This window comes from Flavobacterium enshiense, from assembly GCF_040750275.1.
GTDB classification, from domain to species: Bacteria; Bacteroidota; Bacteroidia; order Flavobacteriales; family Flavobacteriaceae; genus Flavobacterium; species Flavobacterium enshiense_B.
Genome location: NZ_JBDOCV010000002.1, coordinates 436,880 through 461,439 on the forward strand (window position 1 = coordinate 436,880; position 24,560 = coordinate 461,439).

Sequence of the window (24,560 nt, forward strand, 5' to 3'; positions counted from 1 at the left end):
TTTTTCATCATAAACCCATTAAGTATTCATGAAAATTTACAAACTACGGAACGATTTTAAATATTTAGGAAAAATAAACTATGTAAAATACCAGGAAGGAGCTGTTCACATTCCTTTTGAAGATGAAAAAGACATATCTTTTTTTATGTCTGGTATTGAAAAACATAAACTCCCTGAAAAAATATGTTTCGGAGCAGATTTTAATGTTATTCCTAAATCAGACTTTCCTATTAACAGTTTGTTATTAAACATATTAAGCAAAAAAATGCTTTCGATACTTAACGAACTTGGAAATTTCAAACACACTCTTGTTCCCATTGTTTTTTTTAATCACAAAGAATTAGAAGCTTATCACATTGAAGAAGGCATTGGTTTAGACGATTTAAGGATAAAAAACAACGATTATATTGCACTGCAATTATTAGAATACATAGATGCTTTCAATAAAGAAAAGTCTGTATTTGAAGAACATTATCTCTATCCAGAAAAAGTCGGCAGCATCAGGGAATTGGTTTTAAAAGAACCACTAAACGGTTTCCCTCCTATTTTTAAAATCGAAGAAGATTCAACTTTACTATTCATTACAGAAGAGGCCAAAAGTGCTTTAGAATCAGCTGGTGTAAAAGGATGTGAATTTGAGGAGGTTGAAGTAAGTAGTTAATTATATTTTTTATGCTCGATTCGAGTTGCATAACTATTTACATAGGTAAACACTAAACTATAACAAACCCAATTATTAAACTATTTTTAAATTATTATGATTCCGCGAAATCATCATCAACGGTAAAAGCTCCATGGATGGTTTAAACAGCAACAACTTCCCAAGAGCAGATAACCAATAAAAACAATTACCATACAACTCACCCGTCTTCATTTTTTTGGAGGCGGGTGTTTTTATGGAATAAAAAAATTAAACTCTTAATTTATCATTTCAGCATTTTAGAACTATCTGTAGGCAATAAAATATCTGACAAATTAGCCAGTAAAAAACTTACAAAAAATAATAATATTAACTTAGCCAAAACAATAGAAGATTTTGACAAAGACCCAACCGGCATGTCTAAAAGTTTACCGTTGCATAAAGGAAGCTATCCTGAATGGGATGACTTTACCAAAAATATTATTAAAGAATATACAGATCGACTTATAAAAAATTATGGTAAATTGGAAAGTCCTCCAATACATATTGAAAAAGTTAAAATATCTATGAGAGATACATATAAAAATACTGCTTATTTTGAAGAAAACATTAAGGATTACAATTCTTCAATTAGTCAATATAAACAAAAACTAATAATCGGAGATTTTAGTAAAGTAAGAACGCCAATAGATGAGTATGTAAGACGATTAAATTACAGTATGTTTTTAGATGCTTTAAATCTTTTAAAATGCCAATATTCTGTTGGAAGTTCAATATCAGAAATTAAAACAACCTACTTGGAAGCATTAGATTATATGCAGAACGGTTGGAAAAAAACAGAAAAAGATTTTGATGGTTATTATGTTGTTGATGATTATTGGGATGTACTTTCTATGCTTAGTTTAGGCTATATTTTGAATATTGATCAAGAAAAATTAGAAAGGTTAATTAAATTGCGTTTTGTAGTCAATAAACCCGATTTTCTGTTGGATACTTTATGTAATGCCATACAAAACGAATCAGTCCCAAAAGGATTCGATATCATGAAATATGGCAATAAATATTCTAGTTTGTACGATATAATACACACTCAAAACAAAGAAGAAGCAACAAAATTACTATTTAAATATGTAAAAAGTGATTGGTATAAGAAAACTCAAGCAAACTCATGGCATGGAAGGCATAATAGCCATTCATACGATGGCTACTGGAGTTTCGAAAGCGCTGCTTTAGTAAAATTGTTAGGCTTAGACGACAGCACCTTTAAAGACTTAAAATATTACCCATACGATTTATTACATGGCGTATAATTTCTAACGAATAGCTTTCAACTTGTACACACAAAAAAGCTACAGCAAAACCCGCTGTAGCTTTTATATTTAAAGATGATAGTTCACTTTGAACCATTCTCCTTAATCATCTTCTTCAGCCACAAATACATTGTAATAAAAGTCGTTACGAAAAACACGGTCAATATCGGATAGAAATAGGCCATTATAATAGTATCCAAAAAAAGCCAATTCTTTAGAATTGGCTTTTTAATTATCAATCATTCATTTCTATACAATAAGTTATAATTTTAATGCTCTGACGACTTTACGTTGTTCACCCTGAATCACTTCTATAAAATACATACCTCTTGAAAGTTCTTCACCAAAACGTATATTTTCTTTAGAAGTTGATTTAATTTCCCTGATAAAACTTCCGTTTACACCAGCAATTTTTACGATTATTTCTTCACTACTGGATGATTCAACTTGTAATTCGAAATCATTAGTTGAAGGATTTGGTGCTAAAACCACTGACATTACAGATTTAGCATTTACTGAACCTGTATTCGAAACTAACGCCGTAGAACAGTTTGGCACCATATTAATGCTTGTACTGCTATTAGCCACGGTAACTCCATTAATTCTGCTTTCAAATGAATACTGACATATCGGTGCCGTACCAGTAAAAGTAGAACCTACAACAGATTTTGAATCGTATTTTACAGAAAGTATGTATTGGGCTCCCGGAACAGCATTATTAATGCAAACTCTTCCTAGTCCCAGTGAAACCTGAATTCCTGAAGCAACATTGGAACAACTTGCATTATACAGTGTAATCTGATTGCTTTGCTGAATGCTAAACAACGCCAGACTGCTACAGGATTTAGTCTCAATGATTTCTACACAGAAACTGGATGATGGTGCAGTTATACTCGTATAATAGAAAAATTGTCCTGGTGTTACATTAGATACTTTATTTGATCTCGTTGCATAGCACAACTGACCTATTAATTGACTACTTGCGTTATTTCTATAGTCGGTACATGTCACATTAGTATGAAATATTCCAGCTACATTACAAGTTGTCGGTTGCAGATTCACAGTCAAGGAAACAGCCGCCGAAGTACATCCCGATTTAGAAGTTGTTACCGAATAAACTCCCGGAGCCAAACCGGAAAACACTCCCGTTGTATTACTTTGCGGTGCTACAACCGGATTGGTTCCCGTTACCGTATAACTAATACCGATTCCAGGAGCCGGTGCACTAACCGTAATGGTTCCCGTTGCTGTGGTGCAAGTTGGCTGAGCCGTTACAGAGGCCGTTGGTGCTGCAGGCGTTGTCGGTTGCGGATTCACAGTTAACGAAACAGCTGCCGAAGTACATCCCGATTTAGAAGTTGTTACCGAATAAACTCCCGGAGCCAAACCGGAAAACAATCCTGTTGTATTGCTTTGCGGTGCCACAACCGGATTGGTTCCCGTTACCGTATAACTAATGCCCGTTCCAGGAGCCGGTGAACTAACCGTAATGGTTCCCGTAGCTGTGGTACAAGTTGGCTGTGCCGTTACAGAAGCCGTTGGTGCTACTATTTGTTCACAGGTAACTGTTACAAAAACGGTTGCCTGATCACAATTAGTTGGGTTTAATTTTTCACAAATCTGGTACACCAGTGTATAATTTCCTGGAGGTGTCCCGGAAGCAACAACTACGTTAGTTCCTTGAAGTGTAATTCCTGAATTGGAAGATGATATCGAAGTAAGATTAATTTGTGACAAGGAAACTAGTTGACCGTTTAAAGTATCATTCACCAACACATTTGTGAAGGCAGTTCCACCCGCTGTACCAATTGGTGCTGCATTATCATCTTGAGCCACAATCAATGGAGGAGTGACCGTCACTATTACTGTTGCAGAATCACAGTTGGCTGGATTCAGTTTTTCACAGATCTGATACACCAATGTGTAATTTCCTGCCGGGGTTCCTGATGGTATGGAGACCTGACCGGTAGAAGGATTAATCACCGGAACCGGGTTACCGTTAATTGGAGTTGCTGGAGTGGTGACCGTTATATTGACTTGTGAAACAGTAACATTGGTTCCGTTTAAAGTATCGTTTCCGTTTCCATTATTGGCAAGTACATTTCCTGTATTTGGATTGCCGGTAGTTCCGTTTCCGCCATTAATAGTATCATCCTGGGCAACAATGACCGGAGGGGTAACTGTTACACTAACGGTAGCCGTATCGCAATTAGACGGATTTAATTTTTCGCAAATCTGGTATACCAAAGAATAAGACCCGGCTGGAGTTCCTGGAGCTACAACAACACTAGTACCCGAAAGCGTAATGCCTGCATTTGTGGAAGATACAAACGTAGTATTTACCTGCGAGGCTAAAACCGGTTGACCATTTAGAGTATCATTCACCAAAACATTAGTAAAAGTCGTACCGCCTGCATAACCATTTACAGACGAACCTATATCATTAACAGCATCAATTTGTGGTGGTGTAACCGTTACTGTTACTGTTGCAGAATCACAGTTGGCTGGATTCAGTTTTTCACAGATCTGATACACCAATGTGTAATTTCCTGCCGGGGTTCCAGATGGTGTGGAGACCTGACCGGTAGAAGGATTAATCACCGGAACCGGATTACCGTTAATTGGAGTTGCTGGAGTGGTGACCGTTATATTGACTTGTGAAACAGTAACATTGGTTCCGTTTAAAGTATCGTTTCCGTTTCCATTATTGGCAAGTACATTTCCTGCATTTGGATTGCCGGTAGTTCCGTTTCCGCCATTAATAGTATCATCCTGGGCAACAATGACCGGAGGGGTAACTGTTACACTAACGGTAGCCGTATCGCAATTAGACGGATTTAATTTTTCGCAAATCTGGTATACCAAAGAATAAGACCCGGCTGGAGTTCCTGGAGCTACAACAACACTAGTACCCGAAAGCGTAATACCTGCATTTGTGGAAGATACAAACGTAGTATTTACCTGCGAGGCTAAAACCGGCTGCCCGTTAATTGTATCATTAACCAACACATTCGTAAAAGAAGTTCCACCCGCGTATCCGTTAACAGATGTACCGGTATCATCATTGGCAATAATTACATTAACTGGAGTTGTTGTCGATGTGGAAGTATTGTTATTAGGATTTGGGTCTGGTTGATTCCCAACTATTGTTGCCGTATTGACGTAATTTCCGGTAGCATTAACAATGACTGTAATGGTTAGTGTGACATTGGCTCCTGAATTTAAATTTCCGATATTCCAAACCCCTGTCGAATTGTTAAAACTTCCAGTGGAAACCGTGGAGCTAACATAAGTGTATCCTGATGGCAAAAGATCGTTTACAACTACACCGTCAGCGTCTCTCGGACCCGAATTTGAAGCTACAATAGTAAATACAACCGTAGAGCCAACAGGCGGATTTACATTACTAACTGTTTTGACAACACCCAAATCGGAGCTAACACAAAAAAGTGGTCCTCCTCCATCGTTACTGTCTTTCGTATTTACAAAAGCTCCATAAACGTTTACATTACTTATTGCACTGGCCAATGAACCTACCTTAATTTGTATTTCATCAAATGGTAATGTTGTTTTAAACCCTACATTATAAAAACCAGGACCGCTGCCGAAAATTGGAGTAAGCAGTGACAGACTCAGTAATTGTGCCCCTGTTCTCGATTCTTGGAACTGGCCGTTATTGTATGTTGCTATCGTCAATATTTGAAACAGATCCAGTTCTATCAGATTGTTCAGATCTTTGATAGTAAATCCAGCTATAGTTCCTGACGGATAAGTAAATAATTGATCGGCTACTGCTAATGAACCTGATGCTAAAGCGCCTACAGTAATGGAGATATTAGCATAATCTGAGGTACTTGGTGTCAAAACATTATTAGCATTATTCACAGCACAGGCAGCGCAGGCCACTCCATTAATTCCGGATCGTGCGCCATCAATAGTGACTGGAAATGTTGGATTTGTAAGCGGATATGTTTGATTACATACTACCGTTGTAGGACAGAATTTCTCCAATACTGCACTATAAACCTTGACAGTTCCCAAAGTGATCGTAACGGTGTTGGTAAGAGCTATCTGTACTTCATCAAAAGGCATGGCTGAAACAAAACCTACCGTTTGCCTGCCCGTTCCGATTAATAAATTCGTGTTTACAGATACTAAAGCCCCACTACCCCATTTTGTTTCCTGTTGGATACCATTCAGATAGGTCGTAACTCTTATGGCATCAAAAACATTTGCATTCAATAAAGCGATGCCTTCAATGTCGAAACCTGCAAAAGTTCCAGCCGGATAATCTGTAATTTGCTCTTTTACAGAAATTTTACCACTAGTTCCAACACTTGCTGTCAAGTCTATCAAGGCATAATTAGATGTATTGGCATCAATTAAATTTTCACTGTTACTGATAGAGCATGCCACGCAAGCTATTCCATCAATACCTGTTCGAACCCCATTTATGAAAACCGGATAAGTTGGAGCGCTAATTGCTGTTTGTGTGTTACAAGGCAAAGGCGGTCCTGCACAAAATTTCTGGAAAACTGCACCAAAAACTTTTGTCAGCCCCAAATTTAATCCAACTGTCTGGTTAATTGAAATTTGAATTTCATCAAACGATAAAGTGGAAACAAAACCTAACTTATAACGTCCGGATGCATCTAACAGACCTCCGTTTACAAGTAAATTATTTCCCGAAAACTGTTCACGAAAGGAACCGTTGAGATACGTTTTTACCTGAACATTGCCTATTGCTGAAAGTGTAACCAGATTACTATTTTCTATTTCAAAGCCTGCATAGGTTCCTGTCGGATAATCTGTAATTTGATCTTTTACAGCTAAATTCACAGAACCAGCGACACCCGAAACTAAATTCAATCCTGCATAATCTATTGTGCTTGAAGATATTGCAGATTCAGGATTTATGATACTACCCACCCCAATACCGGACAATCCTGTATGCGAATTTTGAATGGCCGCCGGATAATTCGGAAGATTCATTCTTGTAGGAGTATTACAGACCAAATCTGGGCCGGCACAGTAATTCCTTATTACAGCATAGTAAACATTTGTAGATGTTGACACTCCGACTAAACTGTTGATTGAAATTTCAATTGCATCAAACGATTGTGAAGTGTTAAATCCTACAATGTAATTTCCGGGACTTGATAATAATGATAAACTGATAAGGGATGTTCCTGTAAACGATTCTCGCAAAGTGCCTCCTAAATAAGTTTTTATGGAAATATTATCCAGTAATTCTACTGAAAGTATTCCACCATTCGGAGCAATGCGAAATCCTGCAAAAGTTCCTGATGAAAACACATCATTATTATCCGTTACTCTCAACCTGTGTGTTACGCCAACCCCAATAGCGGTAGTAACAGTTGCGTAATTACTTAAATTCGTATCCGTTAATCTTGATATGTTTGATATGCCGCACCCTAAAACACATAAACCTGAAGTGGAAAAACTGGATGTCAGATTATCAAATACATTTCCTGCAAGAGGAATAGGTTCTTCGGTGTTGCATTGAATAGTTCCGTTACTCAAAGTTGACACCTTATCTTTGTGAATTTCCGTTACCCTTACATTAGGATACGAGCTCACACTACCAACAAACAATAGGAATGTTAGTATAACATAAGTAAAAGTTGACTTCATACAATAATAATTTTGTTTGAATACTCCTTGAAAATGCCTGTAAAGTGTGGATTTTGATAAAATACTGTTTTACAATATTTTAGTTGTTTTTAGAGACACGTAAAATTAAATATTAGCTAAAGTATATTGTGTTTTTTCCCACAATAAACATAAATAATCGATTATCGTCATTTGCTAACACATATATGAGTCGTATTATAATTCCTATATTTTAATATTTACAAAATCCGATGATAAGTTCAATTTTAGTTAACCAAAAGATAAAAAAAGGTACTTCAATGAAGCTTATTCACTAACTTTATAGTCCATAAGCCAAAACAAAAATGAATTTTAACGAATTTCAGGAAAATCCATTCCAGATAAAAATATCTTTCCATAAAGTAATGGAAACCTTAGAGCAGATTGCTGCTTCCGATGTAGATTACCGTTCCAACTACGCCAAAGCGCTTTTGCAGAAAACGGCTGAATTTCCAGAACTTCGTGATGGGATTACAAGCATGCGACAAATAGATGATAATGCAGTGCTAATTAACCATCTACTATCAGATTTATTTCCAACAGCTCTTACTCACAATGAAATCAAGGCTGTTACCATACCTTTCTTAAACATTACCTTTAACTATACAGAACGCTTTAAGAAAATCCTGAGAGAAGCCGGGACAAACTTTGATATTACCATTCGTGATTTCGACCAGCATCAATTTTATGTGATGAGCTGCTGCTTAATATTAAACGCCTATTACAACCAACATTTTGATTTTAACAAACCACTTTATTACGATATACCGGATGCAGAAGGAATTACAAAGCATTATCGTATTTTGTACAATGCCGATTTTTTAGAAATAATCCCTACAGAAACGTCTGTTATTATTACTCAGGAAGATATTGATCAGCTAATCGATAATTTTGACGACATCGAATTATGGAAAGAAAAATTTCCGCCTAACAGCTGGATCTTAAAAGGATTTGGAATAGTAATCCTTTATGATGCCACTACTGATAATGCAGTCTCTAATTTAAAAAGCAGTTTGCTTAAAATAAATGGAGAAGAAACTGATTTTGGTGAGGCTTTTGAAAAAATATTTCAGTCCATATTTAAAATTCCCGATTTACAGATTGGCTTTACTTCTTTTGTTTCAGAGGAAATCAAGTTTAATACAATTCCAAACGAAAATAAAATCAAGAGTTTTTTACTTTGTGAAGGCACAGAGATAAAATGCACCAACATATTAAACAGCAAAGTGTATCAGACGTTGGTTGATGAAAAGAAAACCCTTGCTATATCGAATCTGGAAAAATTCACCGCTGATGAAGGAAACCACTTTTTTGGATCTCATCTGCTTTCACAAAATATTAAAAGCTGCATTTTAGCCCCAGTCGTAAAAAATGATACGCTTTTAGGCATCGTTGAAATGGTTTCATCCCGAAAAGGAGAATTAAACACCCTAAATGCCAACAAACTGGATATTGTTATGCCTTTCATTGTGGACACAATTGACCGATACAATTCCGATCTTCAAAATAATATAGAAGTAGTAATTCAGAAAGAATACACCACAATTCATCCAAGTGTCTATTGGAAGTTTCAAAAAGAAGCCCGCAAATTCATTGTTAACGAACATTCCAACCCTAATTACGCTTTTAAAGAAATCGTTTTTAAAGATGTGTATCCGCTGTATGGACAAATTGATATTAAAGAATCGTCGGGCAACCGAAATCATGCTGTTCAAAATGACATTCAAAATCAATTAAATGATCTGATTCATATTATTACAGTATTACAGCGGGAAACAAATCTTGAAATTCTTGAGCAGCGGAAATTTGAGTTAGAATCTTATTTAAAAGACATCTTAACCAATTTAAAAGCCGATAGTGAACAACAGATTAACCGCTATGTGGAAATGGAAATCCATCCTATTCTGAATAGTGAAATCAACAACAGTAAAATTTCAAAACTTGTTCAGGATTATTTTGATAAAATAGATGAAAATACCGGGAGTTATTACAATGAAAGAAAAAAATTCGATACAACGCTAACAACCATAAATAAAAAGCTCAGTGTTGTTTTAGATTTCAAACAAAAAGAAGCCCAAAGTATCTTTCCTCACTATTTTGAACGTTTTAATACCGATGGTGTTGAACACAATATGTACATTGGTCATTCCATAGCGCCGCAATCGAATTTTAATTTAACCTTTTTGTACAATATGCGGCTATGGCAACTTCATGTTCTGGCCGAAATGGAAAAAGAACATTATGCTTTAAAAGACTCACTTCCTTACCCTTTGGAAGTCACATCGCTGATTTTGGTTTTCAGTTCGCCGATAACCATCCGTTTCAGAATGGACGAAAAACGATTCGATGTTGACGGTTCCTACAATGCCCGATATGAAGTGGTAAAAAAACGAATTGACAAAGCCATGGAAAAAGGAACTCAAAAGCGTATTACCGAGCAAGGTAAAATTACCATTGTTTATTCCCATACCGATGAAGAAAAGGAATATACAAAATACATTGAGTACCTTCAGTTTCAGAAAATACTGGAACCAACCGTAGAATTTCTGGAAGTGGAAGATTTACAAGGCGTTTCGGGTTTAAAAGCCATTCGTGTAAAAGTCAAACTAGATTAAATGCCTGCATTTTTAAACGCCCATACAAAAGTAATTACCGAACAAATAATACCAACCATAAAAATCGTATAGGTAATTCGCAGAAGCTTGTATTTTCTGTTTAAAACCAAACCTAAATAATACAAATCTTTTATCATCGAATTGTATAGATAATCACGGTCTTTCATTAATTCGTTCATGCCCCACTCGTATTCAGCAAGTGGCATTTTATAGAAGTTTCCAAAGAAAAGTAAATTAACTTTTTTCTCTTCTATATCTTTTCGGGTAAAAATACCACTGGTAACTTTAGGACGAGTCGATAAAATAGCAAAGATGATAGATACTACACTGAACATCAAAAGTGTAAAAGTAGGTATAATCAAATGAACGTTGCCGGGACTGTCTAATTTTGGGATTAAGGTTGAAAGCGCAATGGAAATGATGATTGCATTTACTGAAAGTAAAATGTTTGCTTTACTATCTGCAATTTCACTTAATCGGGTATGATTACTTAAGGTTGTTCTGAACATAGTATCGATACCACGCTCAGGCCGTTCCAACTTTTCGAGCTTTTTTTTATTAAGTTTTGATTTAGTGAAACCAGTATTTTCTCCTGACAGTTTTTTAATCTCGTTATGCAGTTGGAAGATGTTTTTATCTTTCAGCAATTGCCAATTTTCTTTGGCATAGTCCGTAAAATAACGGTGACAGTTTACTAAAATGTGTCTGTTTTCTGTTGCCCACTCCAGATCGGTAAATATTTTATTTTGTGTTAAACGCCACTCTTCACGCAACAACTGACAAATTGAAAGGTAATCTTCATTTGCAAAATGCCAATAATCCGCGTCCTTAATTATTTTCTCAGAAATGTTCTGTGGATGATGATTAACTTCAGTCGCTTTAATTAACCGAGATACTTTATCAATAAATTCACTATCTTTATTATGGTTTTTAAGAAAATCCTTAGCTATTGTAATGCTTTCATTTTCATGACTTTGAAACCCTTTTGTATAACCCGTGTCATGAAACCAGGCTGCTATGAGGATTATTTCAGCTTCCATTGAATTAATATTCTCATGCTGAATAAGATTCTTGGATGCTGTAACCACCTTTTGTGTATGGTTAAAATTATGGTACGTATAAGAATCCGGAAGCGATTCTTTCAATAGATTGAAAACGAAGTCTTCCGCATTTTGAATAATATTCATTATATTCTCTTTTAATATTACTAAGTTATGAAATTGTTTTGGCTAAACGAACGATTAATGCGAAATACTTATCTTCTCCTGTTTACTACATTAGTCTTACTAATTCAATCGTGTGCGACACATAACGCGCAATTTGGAAAGGATACTAAATCGGAAGTTCAAAATCAGGCTAACGATTCTGTCAAAACAATCCACACTTTTTACCTGATTGGTGATGCCGGAAATGCCGATGAAACCCAAACCCAGGAAACACTATCCCTTTTAGAACAAAAACTGAAAACCGCATCAAAAAATTCCACTTTGCTTTTTCTGGGAGATAATATTTATCCCTTAGGAATGCCTGCCGATAAAAATGACCCGGAATATGCAACATCAGAAACAAAACTTAAAAACCAACTCAAAATTTCAAACCAGTTCAAAGGAAAAACCATTTTTATTCCAGGTAATCATGATTGGTATCATGGAATAAAAGGGCTTCAGCAGCAAGAACTTTATGTCAACGAATATCTGAAAGAAAAAAAGTCTTTCCTGCCCCGAAAAAGTTGTGCGATCGACAACGTAAATATCAACGACAGTATTGCTCTTATTGTTGTTGACAGTCAATGGTTTTTGGAAGATTGGGATAACCAACCAACCATTAATGACAATTGCGATATTAAAACCCGTGAAAAATTTTTCGAAGAATTTGAAAGTCAAATCAATAAGAATCAGAATAAAACAACAATTATTGCCATCCATCATCCGCTGATGAGTAATGGTCCGCATGGCGGTCAATTTTCATGGGAAAAACAGTTGTATCCTTCAAAAAACAGAATTCCTGTTCCTGTATTGGGATCGTTTATCAATTTATTAAGAAAGACTTCGGGTATTAGTCCGCAGGATATCCAAAACAAACAATATTCAGCATTCATCAGCAGAATATTGCCGATGATTCAAAACAAAAAAAATATTATCGTGGTTTCCGGTCATGAACATAATCTTCAATACATTGAACACGAAGGTTTAAAACAAATCATAAGCGGATCTGCCTCAAAAAAAGAAGCGGCAAGAACCATCTACCCTACTAATTTTTCTTTCGGAGGAAATGGCTATGCAATCCTGAAAATGAAGCAAAACGGAAGTACGGAAGTTCAGTTTTTCAGTACGGAAAACAATCAGGAAAAAGAGCTTTTTAAACAAACCCTGATTACTCCGGAAAGTACTCTTCAGACTGATTACCCAAAAATTAATGCCAAAACCATATCTTCTTCCATCTATTCAAAAAAAATGACGGAAAAGAATGCTTTTTACAGATTCTTTTGGGGTGAGCATTACAGAAACTATTACGGAAAAGATATTGAAGCCCCAATTGTTTATCTGGATACGCTTTTCGGAGGCCTAAAACCTGCAATAGCCGGAGGTGGACATCAATCCTTATCCCTTCGCCTTAAAGATAAAAACGGAAAAGAATATGTAATGAGAGCCTTGAAAAAAAGTGCTACCCGCTTTTTACAAACTGTAGCATTTAACAATCAAAATGTTGAAAATGAATTTAAAAACACAACTGCCGAGGCTTTTATTTATGATTACTACACTACTGCACATCCTTTCACCCCTTTTATCATTGGGGATTTGGCAGACAACGTAGGTGTTTATCATTCCAATCCGAAATTATTTTACATTCCTAAACAACAAACTCTTGGAAGATATAATGACGGCTTTGGGGATGAATTATACATGATTGAAGAACGCCCGATTGACGAACACAAAGAACTGGAAAGCTTCGGAAAACCGGATGCAATAGTTGGTAGTGATGATTTATTAGCCAACTTGCGCAAAGACGAAAAATATGAAGTAGATGAGCAATCCTATATAAGAGCCCGTCTTTTCGATATACTGATTGGCGATTGGGACCGACACATCGATCAATGGCGTTGGGCTGAATATAAAAAGGGAGACAAAATAATTTATAAACCAATTCCGCGCGACCGTGATCAGGCTTTTGCAAAAATTGATGGAAACCTGCTTAGCTTAATTGCTAATATCCCGGCGGCCAGACACATGACATCATTCAAAAAAGAACTTCCAAATTTAAAATGGTTCAATTTTGCAGCGAATTCCCTCGATAAAGCTTTTATAAGAAATAACGATGTAAACGTATGGAAGGAACAAGCACGTTATATTGTTGACAATTTATCAGATGAGGATATTGACAAGGCTTTTGCCAATCTTCCAAAAGAAATAAACAACGATGCTACCACTTCAGATTTAAAGACAAAATTAAAGTCCAGAAAACTTGAACTTGAGCAATATGCAATTCGTTATAGCGAATTACTGGAAAAGAAAATCTTGCTTTTAGGAACGGATAAAAAGGACAAATTTGTAATTACTCGATTAGCACAAGGCAAAACAAAAATTGAAATTTCCAGAATAAAAAAAGACGGTGAAGAAATTCGCTTCTCAAGAGAATACAGTAAAGCTAAAACCAACGAAATATGGCTGTACGGATTAGATGATGATGATATTTTTGAAGTAAAAGGCAAAGGAAACAATCCTGTTTTTATCCGTTTGATTGGTGGTCAGAATAATGATTCTTATCTGGTTGAAAACGGAAAAAAAATTAAAATTCACGATTTCAAATCGAAAGAGAATACTTTTAAGACCGAAAATAACACTTCAATTGCGCTATCTGATGATTATGAGGCCAACGAATATTATTACAAAAGGCCTACTTTCAACGCAACGATGATACTTCCATCTCTCGGGTTTAACCCTGATGACGGTATTAAATTAGGAGCTGCGATCAGTTACACCAAATATGGTTTTATCAATAATCCTTACGAACAAAAACACAGTTTTAAAGGCAACTATTATTTTGCTACCGGTGGCTTCGAATTATTTTATAACAATATTTTCACCAAAGCTGTCGGCAACTGGAATTTTGAAGTTGATGCCCGATACACTACACCTAATTTCAGTATCAATTATTTTGGCTATGGCAATGAAACACCAAACAATGACGATACTTTCGGAATGGATTATAACCGTGTTAAGATTCAGATTTTTAAAGTGGCTCCATCACTGCGCCGAATTGGTAAAAACGGAAGCAACACACAAATTCAGCTTCATTTTGAAAACATAGAAGTCGAAGAAAACAGTGATCGTTTTATAAAATTACCAGGCATTGTAAATCCTGAAGTATTCGAGTACCAGCAATTTGCAGGCATCGACTTTAAATATGGTTTCGAAAATTACGATAATGCTTCTAACCCAACCATGGGGATGACTTTTTATTTACTGGCAAGCTGGAAAGCAAATCTGTCGGAATTTGAAAGAAACTTCCCTTATCTGGAAGGAGCTTACGGTATCAGTCATAAAATCAGTTCCAATGGAAAACTTGTCTTCGGAACATTATTAAAAGGTAAAGCGGTCTTAAATGACAATTATGAATTTTATCAAGGAGCTTCATTAGGTGGTGATTACGATTTAAGAGGTTTCAGAACCCAGCGTTTTTTAGGAAAACAATCGTTCTTTCAAAGCTCTGATTTGAGATGGTCTATCGGGAAAATACGAAAAAGTATTATTCCTATGAGCTACGGAATTTTAGGCGGCTACGATTACGGACGCGTTTGGCTTGACAGTGAAACTTCAGACAAATGGCATCAATCCGTAGGTGGCGGAATTTGGCTAAACGGACTGAATACTGTTACAGCAAGAGCGACTTTTTTTAACAGTTCAGACGGAAATCGTTTTGCTTTCGGATTAGGTTTTGGCTTTTAACATCAGTACTGAATATTATGCACCACTAAAAGAAATTGGCTAAATCATAAATATTTAAGACTATGACAAAACATAATTTGCTTCGAATGGACAATGTTGGAATTGTGGTAGAATCTCTGGACGACACAATTTCTTTTTTCCAGGAACTCGGTCTAGAGTTAGAAGGAAGGGCAATGATTGAAGGCGAATGGGCTGGCCGGGTTACAGGACTTGGCCATCAAACCGTAGAAATTGCCATGTTAGTTACACCAGACGGAAACAGTCGACTGGAATTATCACGATTTCTCAATCCGAAAGTGATAGAAGATCATCGCAATGCTCCGGTAAATGCTTTAGGCTATTTACGCGTTATGTTTGCGGTTGCAGACATAGACGATACACTCGACAGACTTTACAAACACGGTGCGCAACTTGTCGAAGAAGTAGTTCAATATCAAGATTCTTACAGACTTTGTTACATTCGTGGTCCTGAAGGAATTTTAATCGGAATTGCTGAACCATTGAAATAAAAGCAAAAAAAGTAAACTATGATTTTAAACAATAGCTTAGCTAAGCTTTTAAGAACAACACATTGTTAGTTTAACTCGTTGAGGTGAAACTGATAAATATTACCTCCATTCTTTTTAACTTTTTCATCGGCAATCCAGAGTGTCGAATTGTTTTTAAAAGTAACGGCTTCTTTTTGCGAGTAATGTTGTAATGGCAACTCCGTGGTTTTTCCACTGAAAAAATTATCTCCTTTAAAATCCTCAAAAAGCCAAATTTTACTATGACTTAGAATAACTATTTTATTCTGTTCCGAATTTATGGCTGCTCCTGTAATGGCGTTGTTATTGTAATTGGCTTCTGTTTTAAACGAGCCGATTAATTTGGCTTCATGATTTCCGGAATGCATCGGTACACGATAAAGCAAGGTCGTCCCATCGAATTTTTTGCTCCGATTTTTCGTAAACAGATAAAAATGATTTTTGTAAACTATAAAGGCTTCCACATCATACCACAATTCGGATTTCTTTGGTGGAAAATCCTTTTGTTCCGGATAACTGAAACTAATTTTGGAAACCGACTTACATTGTTCCTCATCCAAAGAATCGCTGCTGATTTTGTAAATGCTTAAATCTCTGCGCTCGTTATCGTTATTACCAAAATCACCTATGTACAGGTTTCCTTCAGCATCGGAAGCTAAATCTTCCCAGTCAATATTTTCGGCATCTGTGATTGTAGTTCTTTTGACGATATCACCTTTATTATCTATCTGATAGACAATATTTTCGTTACCGCTGTCGGCAATTCCAAATAGTTTTTCTTTTACGAGTTCTATCCCTGAAATTTCTTTTAATTCCTTGGGCAATTTAAACATTGCCTCAGGCTCTTTTACTTGTGCAGTACAGGAAACAAGCAAAAAACAAAAGAGAGAACCCGATAAAAATGATGCGATATTCATTATCAATCAATTAATGTATTTTATAAGAAACTAGTAAACGTTTTTCCATTGAATTTACAAATCCCGTCTTCGTCTGTTCCAAACCAAAGGTTTCCTTTTTTGTCTTTATAAATTGTGTTTACAGCATTGCTGGTAAGTCCGTCTTTAGTGGTATAATTGATTAAATTATTTCCATCGTATTTCCAAACACCGGCATCAACGGTTCCAATCCAAAGGTTTCCGTTATTGTCTTCAGTTATAGAATAAATGCGAGCCAAAGTGCCTAAACCCGGTTTGCCTGAAATTCGAAATTCATTATTACTTAGTCCCTTTGTTTCTGTAAAATTGACTAACGATTTTCCATCATATCGGAATAATCCAGCTCCATTATTTCCAAACCAGATATTCCCTTTACTGTCTTCAAACAAACTAAGTACTGCTGGTCCGCTCAGACCTTTTTCAGTAAACCAAGTTAACGATTTACCATCATATCTGCAAACTCCTTTTGCCTGAGTACCAAACCAAAGATTGCCCCTTTTGTCTTTCAAAATTGAATAAACTGCGTAGGAACTTAAGTTATAGGGAGAATTTTGCAAATCCTTAGATTTACCATCTGTTTCATTCAGAGGTAAATACGAAAATAAATTATTGCTATAATGAAAAATTCCACCTCCAGCATAAAACCAAAGGTCGTCAGGTTTTATTTCCCAATTACTGACGGAACTACTGTCAAATGAATTTGTGAGTGTGGTAAACGTTTGTCCATCAAAACGACTTACACGAAATAAACCATTACCAAACCAAATGTTTCCGAATTTGTCTTCCTGAATACTTTGAACCTGATTATTGGAAAGACCATCATTCTCCGTAAATTGCAGCAATGTTGTACCATCATAACGATACACTCCTGCTCCATTTGTACCAAACCAGTAATTCCCTTTTTTATCCTGGAAAATACTGCGGATATTCCTGTCAATTTTGGTTACTGTATTCGTTTTGAAAGCATTAGTTTTCTGTTCCGTTTCACTACTGATTATACTTTTAGTTTTGATTTGATCCTTACAAGAAGAAAAATAAATGAATACTACTAATAATGAGAGTTTTATCATTTGTCTTGCTATTTTATTCTGATTAATCATATCGTTTATCTTAAAGTTTTCGCAAATACAGGAATAAATAGTTTTAAGTAGCTTTTACAAATCCTGTTTTTTTATACGGATAATAATCTTGGTGCCCTGACCCGGATCGCTTTGAATATCCAACTGTGCATTAATTAATTTGGAACGGTCTTTTATGTTCTTAATTCCGATTCCGTTAGCAGCATCTGAAACATTGAATCCAACACCGTTGTCGGTAACTTCAAATAGCACTAAATCATCTTCTTTATGAATCTTCAGGCTACACTGAGAAGCTTTAGCATACTTGTTCACATTCAGAAACATTTCCTGAAGCATTCTGTAGACGTTAACTTTAATCACTGATGATAAGCTACTAAAGTCAATCTCATCCAAAATATCAATAGTGAAATTGGTCGACGATAAATCATCATTGGAGGCAACCAAAGCATTTAAAAGGAAAGTAAAATCAGATTGCTTGAATTTTGTTTCATGGTTTAAACCATGCGATAACTCCCGGACTTCTCTTTCAATTTTTTGAAGTTCAGCAATATAGAAAAGTCTTTTTTCTTTGGAATCGCTGTCATCAAAACCATTCAAGAATCCAAGATTCAATCGAACCCCGTAAATTTGATTCATAATTCCGTCGTGCAGTTCTTTTGAAATACGATTTTGTTCCTTCTCCTTCGTTTCAGCCAACTGAATCTGAAAATCACTTATCAGATTGAACAACTCTTCGTCTGCGTCTTCTTTTTGTGCCAATAGAATGGCTTCTCTTTTTTGTGCAATCTTGTGTCTGACAATGATTATTATCAAGAAAATAATAATGGCAATGGTTATCCCGATAATCAAAATCAGGTTTCTGTTGTTTAAAACTTTATTGGCGTCTTCTACTTTACTTGTTTCGTATTCAATACGGGCAAACTTTTCTCTGCTAATTCGTTGTTGTTTTACAAGGCTGTCGCTAACCTTAACATATTCGTCTTTATAAAAATTGGCTTTCGACGGATCAGAAACAGATAAAAAATCAAGCGTTTTTAAAAGAAGAGCTCCTTTTTTCTGTGTTTTTGTTAAGGGTAAAGCTTCTTTGAATAAGCGATTCGCATTTACAGTGTCTTTTGTTAACAAATAATACTCGCCATAATTAATAATTTTGGCTAAATAACCTTCAATGTCTTTGTTTTGTTTTGTTAGTCTTATTGACTCTTCAATATATTTTTTTGCAACCGAAAAATTTCCTTTTTTCATGTTAGAATACCCAAAGTTGCCTACAATACCGCAATAATATATCGGATATTTTTCCTTTAATTGAGGGGTTAAACGTTTTTCAAGTTCTTTTATCGATTTATCATATTGACCTTTTTTATCGTAAACATTGCCCAACGAAGATGCCGCTAAAGCATCATACAGTAAAAAAACATCGAGGTTTTTATTGAATTGCTTTAATTTTAAGATTGATTCTTTTGTTAAATCTAAGTATTGAATGGCTTTGTCAAGTTCATCAAGTTCTATGTGGATTGAGGCCTGTAAAAAATAACATCTTGTGATAAACTCATAATCTTGAGTGCCTTCCAACTCTTTTAATGTCTTTATCAGCTCTACTTCACTCTCAACATAATTTCCTTCGGTAAATAAAATAGCGGCTTTATTATAAAGTACGTGCGCTAATTTTTCTTTGTTATTTATTGATCTGTAAATTTTCTCCGATTCTTTATAATAATAATAAGCACTGTCTTTTTGAGATTCTTCATAACAATCACCCATATAATAAAGGGCTTTCCCCACATTGAACAAATCTTGATCCTTTTTTGAAAACTCGTAAATTTCATTACTAACTTGAAATGAAAGTCTGTTTTCTTCCAAATAATAATATTCCGCGGCTATATCAAAAAGGAATTTTATTTTGATTGAATCGGCTTCAGCAAGCTGAATTTTTTTATAAATAGAGTCCAGATGTTTTTTTTTCTGAATATCAGATAGTTGGTGATAATCTTTTCTTAAAATCTGACTATCACTTTTTCTTAAAAGGGCATTTGATTGGCTGACATGATTACGTTCTTCACAAGAAAGTAATAAAGTGCCTATAAAAAGAAAGATTAATAAGTGTCTCAAGGTTTTATTTAATTTATCCAAAAATAAAAAAACTATGCTAAGCATAGTTTTTTTATTTTACAATGTATAGTTTACTTTCCTTTGGGAGGCCCTAAAGGATCTCCTTCTGTTATGGTGTCAATTATTATAATATTAGTAATTACAGAATCCCCTACTCTAAGCATATCCGGGTTCTCATTAAATTTTTCAGGGTTTATTGACTTTTTTTGAGGCTCTTCGAAATCTTCGGTTGTACATGAATTTAATACCAGGATTAGGGCTACAACAAATAAAAAATAATACGTTTTCATAAAAATCATTTTTAAAATTAAACAATAAGCGTTTGGTGATGTTTAAACAACATCAATGATTTTCTGAAAAGCCGGGATAACTTTTTCAGCGGTAATTCAATAACTAACGTAATATTAGTCCCTTTATTGAAAACCAAATTGAATTCAATTGTTCTTTTCGAACAATTCAAAAGTATACCTTTCTAATGGCCTGTTAGTAAACCGCAATGATTACTTAGTGATTAGCAGGATTTGATTAGTGGATGACAGTCATTTTTAAGTAAGTGACTGAAAAACAAACCATAAAAACCCTATTTTTTACACATCTTTTATACGATTCTTCTTATAATCGTTTCGATATTTTCCTTATATGTTCTGGAAAAGGGAAGTTTAAATAAATTATCAAGTAAATAACATTCCGATTTACCCACATTAATTCTATTCACAAAATGAATGTTCACGATAAAACTGTTATGGATTCTGAAGAAATAAAACGGCAATTGACTTTCAAAAAATTTCATGGTTTTAAATCCGGAAATTACTTTCCCGTTTTGCAAATAAAAATCGGTGGTATTATTATCTGCTTTTAAGTATGCAATATCTGCTATCGCAATGAAATGATAATCACCATTGGACTTAATACACAGTTTTTCAACATTTTCTTTTTTAAAAAATTTTAGAAACTTTAAAACTGATTTTCGCAGTTCAATACTGTCTACTGGGGTTAAAACATAATCCATAACGCCATATTTTATAGCATTGTAGGCATTTTTCTCTTCAGGGTTAAAAGCAACGATGTAGGGTGAATTATCCGTATACTGCTGAACTTCCAACAAAAGATGAAGCGGAATCTCTTCTGAAAAATAAAAGAAAACCAATTGCGGTTTTTTCTCCAGCAAGGTATTTAATGCACTGCTGTAATCTGTACAAATTCCGACACATATAAGCTCTTCAAATTCTTGAAACTTATGCAAACTTTTCTCTAAAGTTTGGGTTGCATCAATTATTATATAGGAATTTAACACGATTCAACTAAATTTGATGCAAAATAATACCCAACGAAGTTATTCACTTACGGTTTTTAAAACAAATATTTACGGTTATATTATGTCACAAGCACTTACTATTTTAGTTGTAGATGATCATCCAATGACAGCTGATGCCTATACTAATCTGATTGCCAGTCTTTACAAGGAAAATAAGCCTACTTTCCAAAAGGCCTTTGACGGTACTATGGCTTTTAAAAATATAATGATGAATATAAAAACCGGAGTTAATCTGGATGTGGCATTAGTTGATATCAGTATTCCCCCTTATGAAGAAGAAAAAATTTTTTCCGGAATTGACATTGCCAAAATCATCAGATTAAAATTCCCCGATTGCAGAATTATTATGCTAACTATGCATACTGAAACGCTAATTCTTAATAAAGTATATAAAACAATTTATCCGGAAGGATTTATATCGAAAAACGATATTGATTTCTCGACATTCCCCAATGTAATCAACAATATTTTAAATGGAGACAGTTTTATAAGTAAAACAATATACGAATCACTCAATGGTTTTTTCAAGGAAACTATCAAATGGGATGAATTTGACACGGAAATTATTTTATTGCTGGACAAAGGGATTAAAACTAAAGAATTACCCAATTATATTGATCTGTCACTAAGTTCGATTGAAAAAAGGAAAGCCAATATTAAAAGAGTTTTACTGGATCAAAAATCTTCAGATGAAGAATTAATCAATAAGTGTAAAATTTTGAAGCTGATATAAATTTACACTGTAAAGTGAGCCTTTTTTAAAATTTAACATAACTTTTAAAATATTATATACCGAATGGTATAATTTTGTAATGTAAAATTTGATCATGAACAAATCAGAACGCACACGTCAGTTTATTATAGAAAAGACTGCCCCTATCTTTAACACCAAAGGTTATGCTGGGACATCCTTAAGCGATATAACAGAGGCTACCGGTTTAACCAAAGGAAGTATTTATGGAAATTTCAAAAATAAAGACGAGGTTGCCATTGCTGCATTTGAATATAATTTTGATAGGCTGCTGATCATGTTAAACAGTGAAATCAATAAAAAGAAAACGTACAGAGAAAAACTTTTATGTTTTCCGGAACTGTATTTAGGTTTTTTGGGTGAAAAATTTCCGGTCGGCGGATGCCCGATTATGAACACAGCTATTGAGGCTGATGACACCCATACAGAACTAAAAAATGAAGCCAAAAAAGCATTGATAAAATGGTTTGACAGCTTTGTTTATCTGATAAATAAAGGGAAAGAAAAAGGAGAATTCAAACCTGAAACAAATGCAGAAGACAAGGCATTAGTAATTATCTCGCTAATTGAAGGTGGCATAATGATCACAAAAGTTACAGGAAAAATGAATCATTTGAAATCGTTAATGAACAGTTTAAAATTAATAATTGAAGCTTTATAATTTTTTTTAATCAATAATATACCGAACGGTATAAAATAATTTCATGAAAAACGTAAATATAATTTTAGCAAAAAGAACACCAATAGGAGGATTTTTAGGAAGTCTTTCAGGATTAAGTGCTACAGAACTAGGTAAAATTGCCATTGAAAATATTTTAGAAAACACAACAATTGATAAGGACGATATCGACTCCGTATACATGGGGAATGTTCTCTCAGCAAACCTTGGACAATCACCCGCCAGACAAGCAGCAATGTTCGCAGGCATTCCAAAGAAAGTCGACAGCACAACGGTAAACAAAGTATGTGCTTCCGGCATGAAAGCCGTAATGCTTGGCGCGCAGCAAATACAATTAGGGATCGACAATGTCGTTATTGCCGGTGGAATGGAAAGCATGAGCAATGTGCCTCATTATACAGAACAACGCAAAGGCAACAAAATGGGGCATACCACTTTAATCGACGGATTATTAAAAGACGGATTAACCGATGTTTACAACAGTTTTCACATGGGAAATGCGGCCGAAATTTGTGTTCGCAAATATAACATTTCCAGAGAAGAACAGGATGCTTATGCCCTTGAATCGTACAGAAAAGCTACCGAAGCTACAAAAGCAGGAAAATTCAAAAATGAAATTGTTCCCATTGAAATTAAAACAAAAGCTGGTGTTGTAACTGTAAATGAAGATGAAGATATCTACAAAATCATTCCGGAGAAAATAAGCAAACTCGCTCCTACTTTCGAAGAAGGCGGAACCATTACAGCCGCCAATGCCAGCAATCTAAACGATGGCGCCAGTGCAATTATACTGGTTTCAGATGAAATTGTAGAAAAATACAATTTAAAGCCTTTAGCAAGAATAATTGGCTATGCAGATGCCGCACAAGCACCGGAATGGTTTACCACTTCCCCATCGTTAGCCATTCCTAAAGCTTTAAAACAAGCCAATCTTTCACTTGATCAAATTGATTATTTTGAAATCAACGAAGCGTATTCTTCTGTTATTCTCGCTAATCAAAAAATCTTAGGAATACCTACTGAAAAGATAAACGTTTATGGCGGAGGCGTTGCCATGGGACACCCAATCGGATCGTCCGGATCTAGAATAATCGCAACTCTTTTATCGGTATTGCATCAGGAAAACGGAAAATACGGAGTTGCTGCAATTTGTAACGGTGGTGGAGGCGCTTCGGCTGTAGTAATCGAAAAACTATAATTCAAAACGCATATTTAATTTAAAAATTTAAATCAACAATAATGAAAACAACAAATAACACCATACTAATTACCGGCGGAGGATCTGGAATTGGGTATGAGATGGCTAAATTATTTTCAGAAAACAACAATACAGTTATCATAACCGGCCGCAATGAAAAGCGCTTGCAGGAAGCGGTATCAAAACTGAATAATGTTCACTATATCGTTAGTGATGTTACCAACGAAAATGAAATCGATTCGCTCGTTGAAAAAGTAAAATCAGAATACCCCAATCTTAACATCCTGATCAATAATGCCGGACGGGCCATTTTACACGATCTTACCCAAGAGAACGCAAATGCTTTTGAAAGCGCATTGGACGAAATTTCCACAAATTATCTTTCGGTAATTCGCTTAACTGAAAAATTATTGCCGGTACTTTCCAAAAAAGACGAAGCCGCTGTGGTAAACATATCTTCAGTAGCTGCGCTTGTGGCCAGTCATAAACTTTCAACTTATTCTGCAAGTAAAGCAGCTTTACATTCTTATACACAGTCTTTAAGACATTTTCTGAAAGATTCAAAAATCAAAGTGTTTGAGGTAATGCCGCCTTTGGTAAACACCGAGTTTTCAAAAGAAATCGGAGGCGAAAAAGGAATACATCCAAACGTAGTTGCCAACGATCTTTTCAACGGATTAAGCAATAACAGATTTGAAATCCATGTGGGTGACACCGCTGCGATTTACCAATTGTCACTTACTTCCCCAAAAGAAGCTTATGATTTAATGAATAACTAATCAT

16 protein-coding genes are annotated in these 24,560 nt (G+C 35.1%); 9 read left to right on the top strand and 7 right to left on the bottom strand.

What is annotated here, in order from left to right:
- Nucleotides 1-28 precede the first annotated feature (28 nt).
- Together ABGT15_RS04860 and ABGT15_RS04865 are read left to right on the top strand one after the other, a co-directional pair.
- Nucleotides 29-661, top strand: a complete 633-nt coding sequence (locus ABGT15_RS04860; protein WP_367230292.1) for a hypothetical protein — start codon at nt 29-31, stop codon at nt 659-661.
- A 227-nt stretch (nt 662-888) separates the two neighbouring features.
- Nucleotides 889-1,950 carry a PoNe immunity protein domain-containing protein gene (locus tag ABGT15_RS04865; RefSeq protein ID WP_367230293.1) on the top strand — a complete coding sequence of 354 codons (1,062 nt, stop codon included), beginning with the start codon at nt 889-891 and terminating at the stop codon, nt 1,948-1,950.
- 261 nt (nt 1,951-2,211) lie between these two features.
- Here the strand turns inward: ABGT15_RS04865 and ABGT15_RS04870 are convergent, their stop codons facing one another.
- Complete coding sequence (locus ABGT15_RS04870) at nt 2,212-7,605, bottom strand: T9SS type A sorting domain-containing protein (protein ID WP_367230294.1); 5,394 nt, start codon at nt 7,603-7,605, stop codon at nt 2,212-2,214.
- A 323-nt stretch (nt 7,606-7,928) separates the two neighbouring features.
- On the opposite strand from ABGT15_RS04870, the gene ABGT15_RS04875 reads away from it, so the two are divergent.
- Nucleotides 7,929-10,238: a GAF domain-containing protein gene (locus ABGT15_RS04875; RefSeq protein WP_367230295.1), complete on the top strand. Its 2,310-nt coding sequence runs from the start codon at nt 7,929-7,931 to the stop codon at nt 10,236-10,238.
- On the opposite strand, the gene ABGT15_RS04880 is transcribed toward ABGT15_RS04875, so the two are convergent.
- A complete protein-coding gene (locus tag ABGT15_RS04880) occupies nt 10,235-11,425 on the bottom strand; it encodes a Pycsar system effector family protein (protein ID WP_367230296.1) in 1,191 nt (396 codons plus the stop codon). The two genes, ABGT15_RS04875 and ABGT15_RS04880, sit on opposite strands and share 4 nt — an antisense overlap.
- A 57-nt stretch (nt 11,426-11,482) precedes the next feature.
- Between ABGT15_RS04880 and ABGT15_RS04885 the strand changes: the two genes are divergently transcribed.
- Together ABGT15_RS04885 and ABGT15_RS04890 are read left to right on the top strand one after the other, a co-directional pair.
- Nucleotides 11,483-15,184: a metallophosphoesterase gene (locus tag ABGT15_RS04885; protein ID WP_367230297.1), complete on the top strand. Its 3,702-nt coding sequence runs from the start codon at nt 11,483-11,485 to the stop codon at nt 15,182-15,184.
- Between the two features lie 86 nt (nt 15,185-15,270).
- On the top strand, nt 15,271-15,693 hold the full coding sequence (locus ABGT15_RS04890) for a VOC family protein (RefSeq protein WP_367230462.1): 423 nt from the start codon (nt 15,271-15,273) through the stop codon (nt 15,691-15,693).
- 65 nt (nt 15,694-15,758) lie between these two features.
- Here the strand turns inward: ABGT15_RS04890 and ABGT15_RS04895 are convergent, their stop codons facing one another.
- The 5 genes from ABGT15_RS04895 to ABGT15_RS04915 form a co-directional block, all read right to left on the bottom strand.
- Entirely contained in the window at nt 15,759-16,544 is a 786-nt protein-coding gene (locus ABGT15_RS04895) for a hypothetical protein (RefSeq protein ID WP_367230298.1), read from the bottom strand.
- Nucleotides 16,545-16,648: 104 nt separating this feature from the next.
- Complete coding sequence (locus ABGT15_RS04900) at nt 16,649-17,716, bottom strand: ligand-binding sensor domain-containing protein (protein WP_367230299.1); 1,068 nt, start codon at nt 17,714-17,716, stop codon at nt 16,649-16,651.
- Nucleotides 17,717-17,800: 84 nt separating this feature from the next.
- Entirely contained in the window at nt 17,801-19,834 is a 2,034-nt protein-coding gene (locus ABGT15_RS04905; protein WP_367230300.1) for a tetratricopeptide repeat-containing sensor histidine kinase, read from the bottom strand.
- Between the two features lie 71 nt (nt 19,835-19,905).
- A complete protein-coding gene (locus ABGT15_RS04910) occupies nt 19,906-20,124 on the bottom strand; it encodes a hypothetical protein (RefSeq protein ID WP_367230301.1) in 219 nt (72 codons plus the stop codon).
- A gap of 308 nt (nt 20,125-20,432) precedes the next feature.
- Nucleotides 20,433-21,077: a LytR/AlgR family response regulator transcription factor gene (locus tag ABGT15_RS04915; protein WP_367230302.1), complete on the bottom strand. Its 645-nt coding sequence runs from the start codon at nt 21,075-21,077 to the stop codon at nt 20,433-20,435.
- Nucleotides 21,078-21,144: 67 nt separating this feature from the next.
- Here ABGT15_RS04915 and ABGT15_RS04920 point away from each other — a divergent pair, with 67 nt between their 5' ends.
- The 4 genes from ABGT15_RS04920 to ABGT15_RS04935 all read left to right on the top strand — a co-directional run bounded on the left by ABGT15_RS04920 (nt 21,145) and on the right by ABGT15_RS04935 (nt 24,556).
- Nucleotides 21,145-21,882 (top strand): response regulator, encoded by a 738-nt coding sequence (locus ABGT15_RS04920; RefSeq protein WP_367230303.1) that lies wholly within the window; start codon nt 21,145-21,147, stop codon nt 21,880-21,882.
- A 94-nt stretch (nt 21,883-21,976) separates the two neighbouring features.
- The gene (locus ABGT15_RS04925; RefSeq protein ID WP_367230304.1) at nt 21,977-22,561 is read left to right on the top strand and encodes a TetR/AcrR family transcriptional regulator; all 585 of its coding nucleotides are present in this window, start codon (nt 21,977-21,979) and stop codon (nt 22,559-22,561) included.
- Between the two features lie 43 nt (nt 22,562-22,604).
- Entirely contained in the window at nt 22,605-23,777 is a 1,173-nt protein-coding gene (locus tag ABGT15_RS04930; protein WP_367230305.1) for an acetyl-CoA C-acyltransferase, read from the top strand.
- 41 nt (nt 23,778-23,818) lie between these two features.
- The gene (locus ABGT15_RS04935) at nt 23,819-24,556 is read left to right on the top strand and encodes an SDR family oxidoreductase (protein ID WP_367230306.1); all 738 of its coding nucleotides are present in this window, start codon (nt 23,819-23,821) and stop codon (nt 24,554-24,556) included.
- The last annotated feature ends 4 nt before the right edge of the window (nt 24,557-24,560 follow it).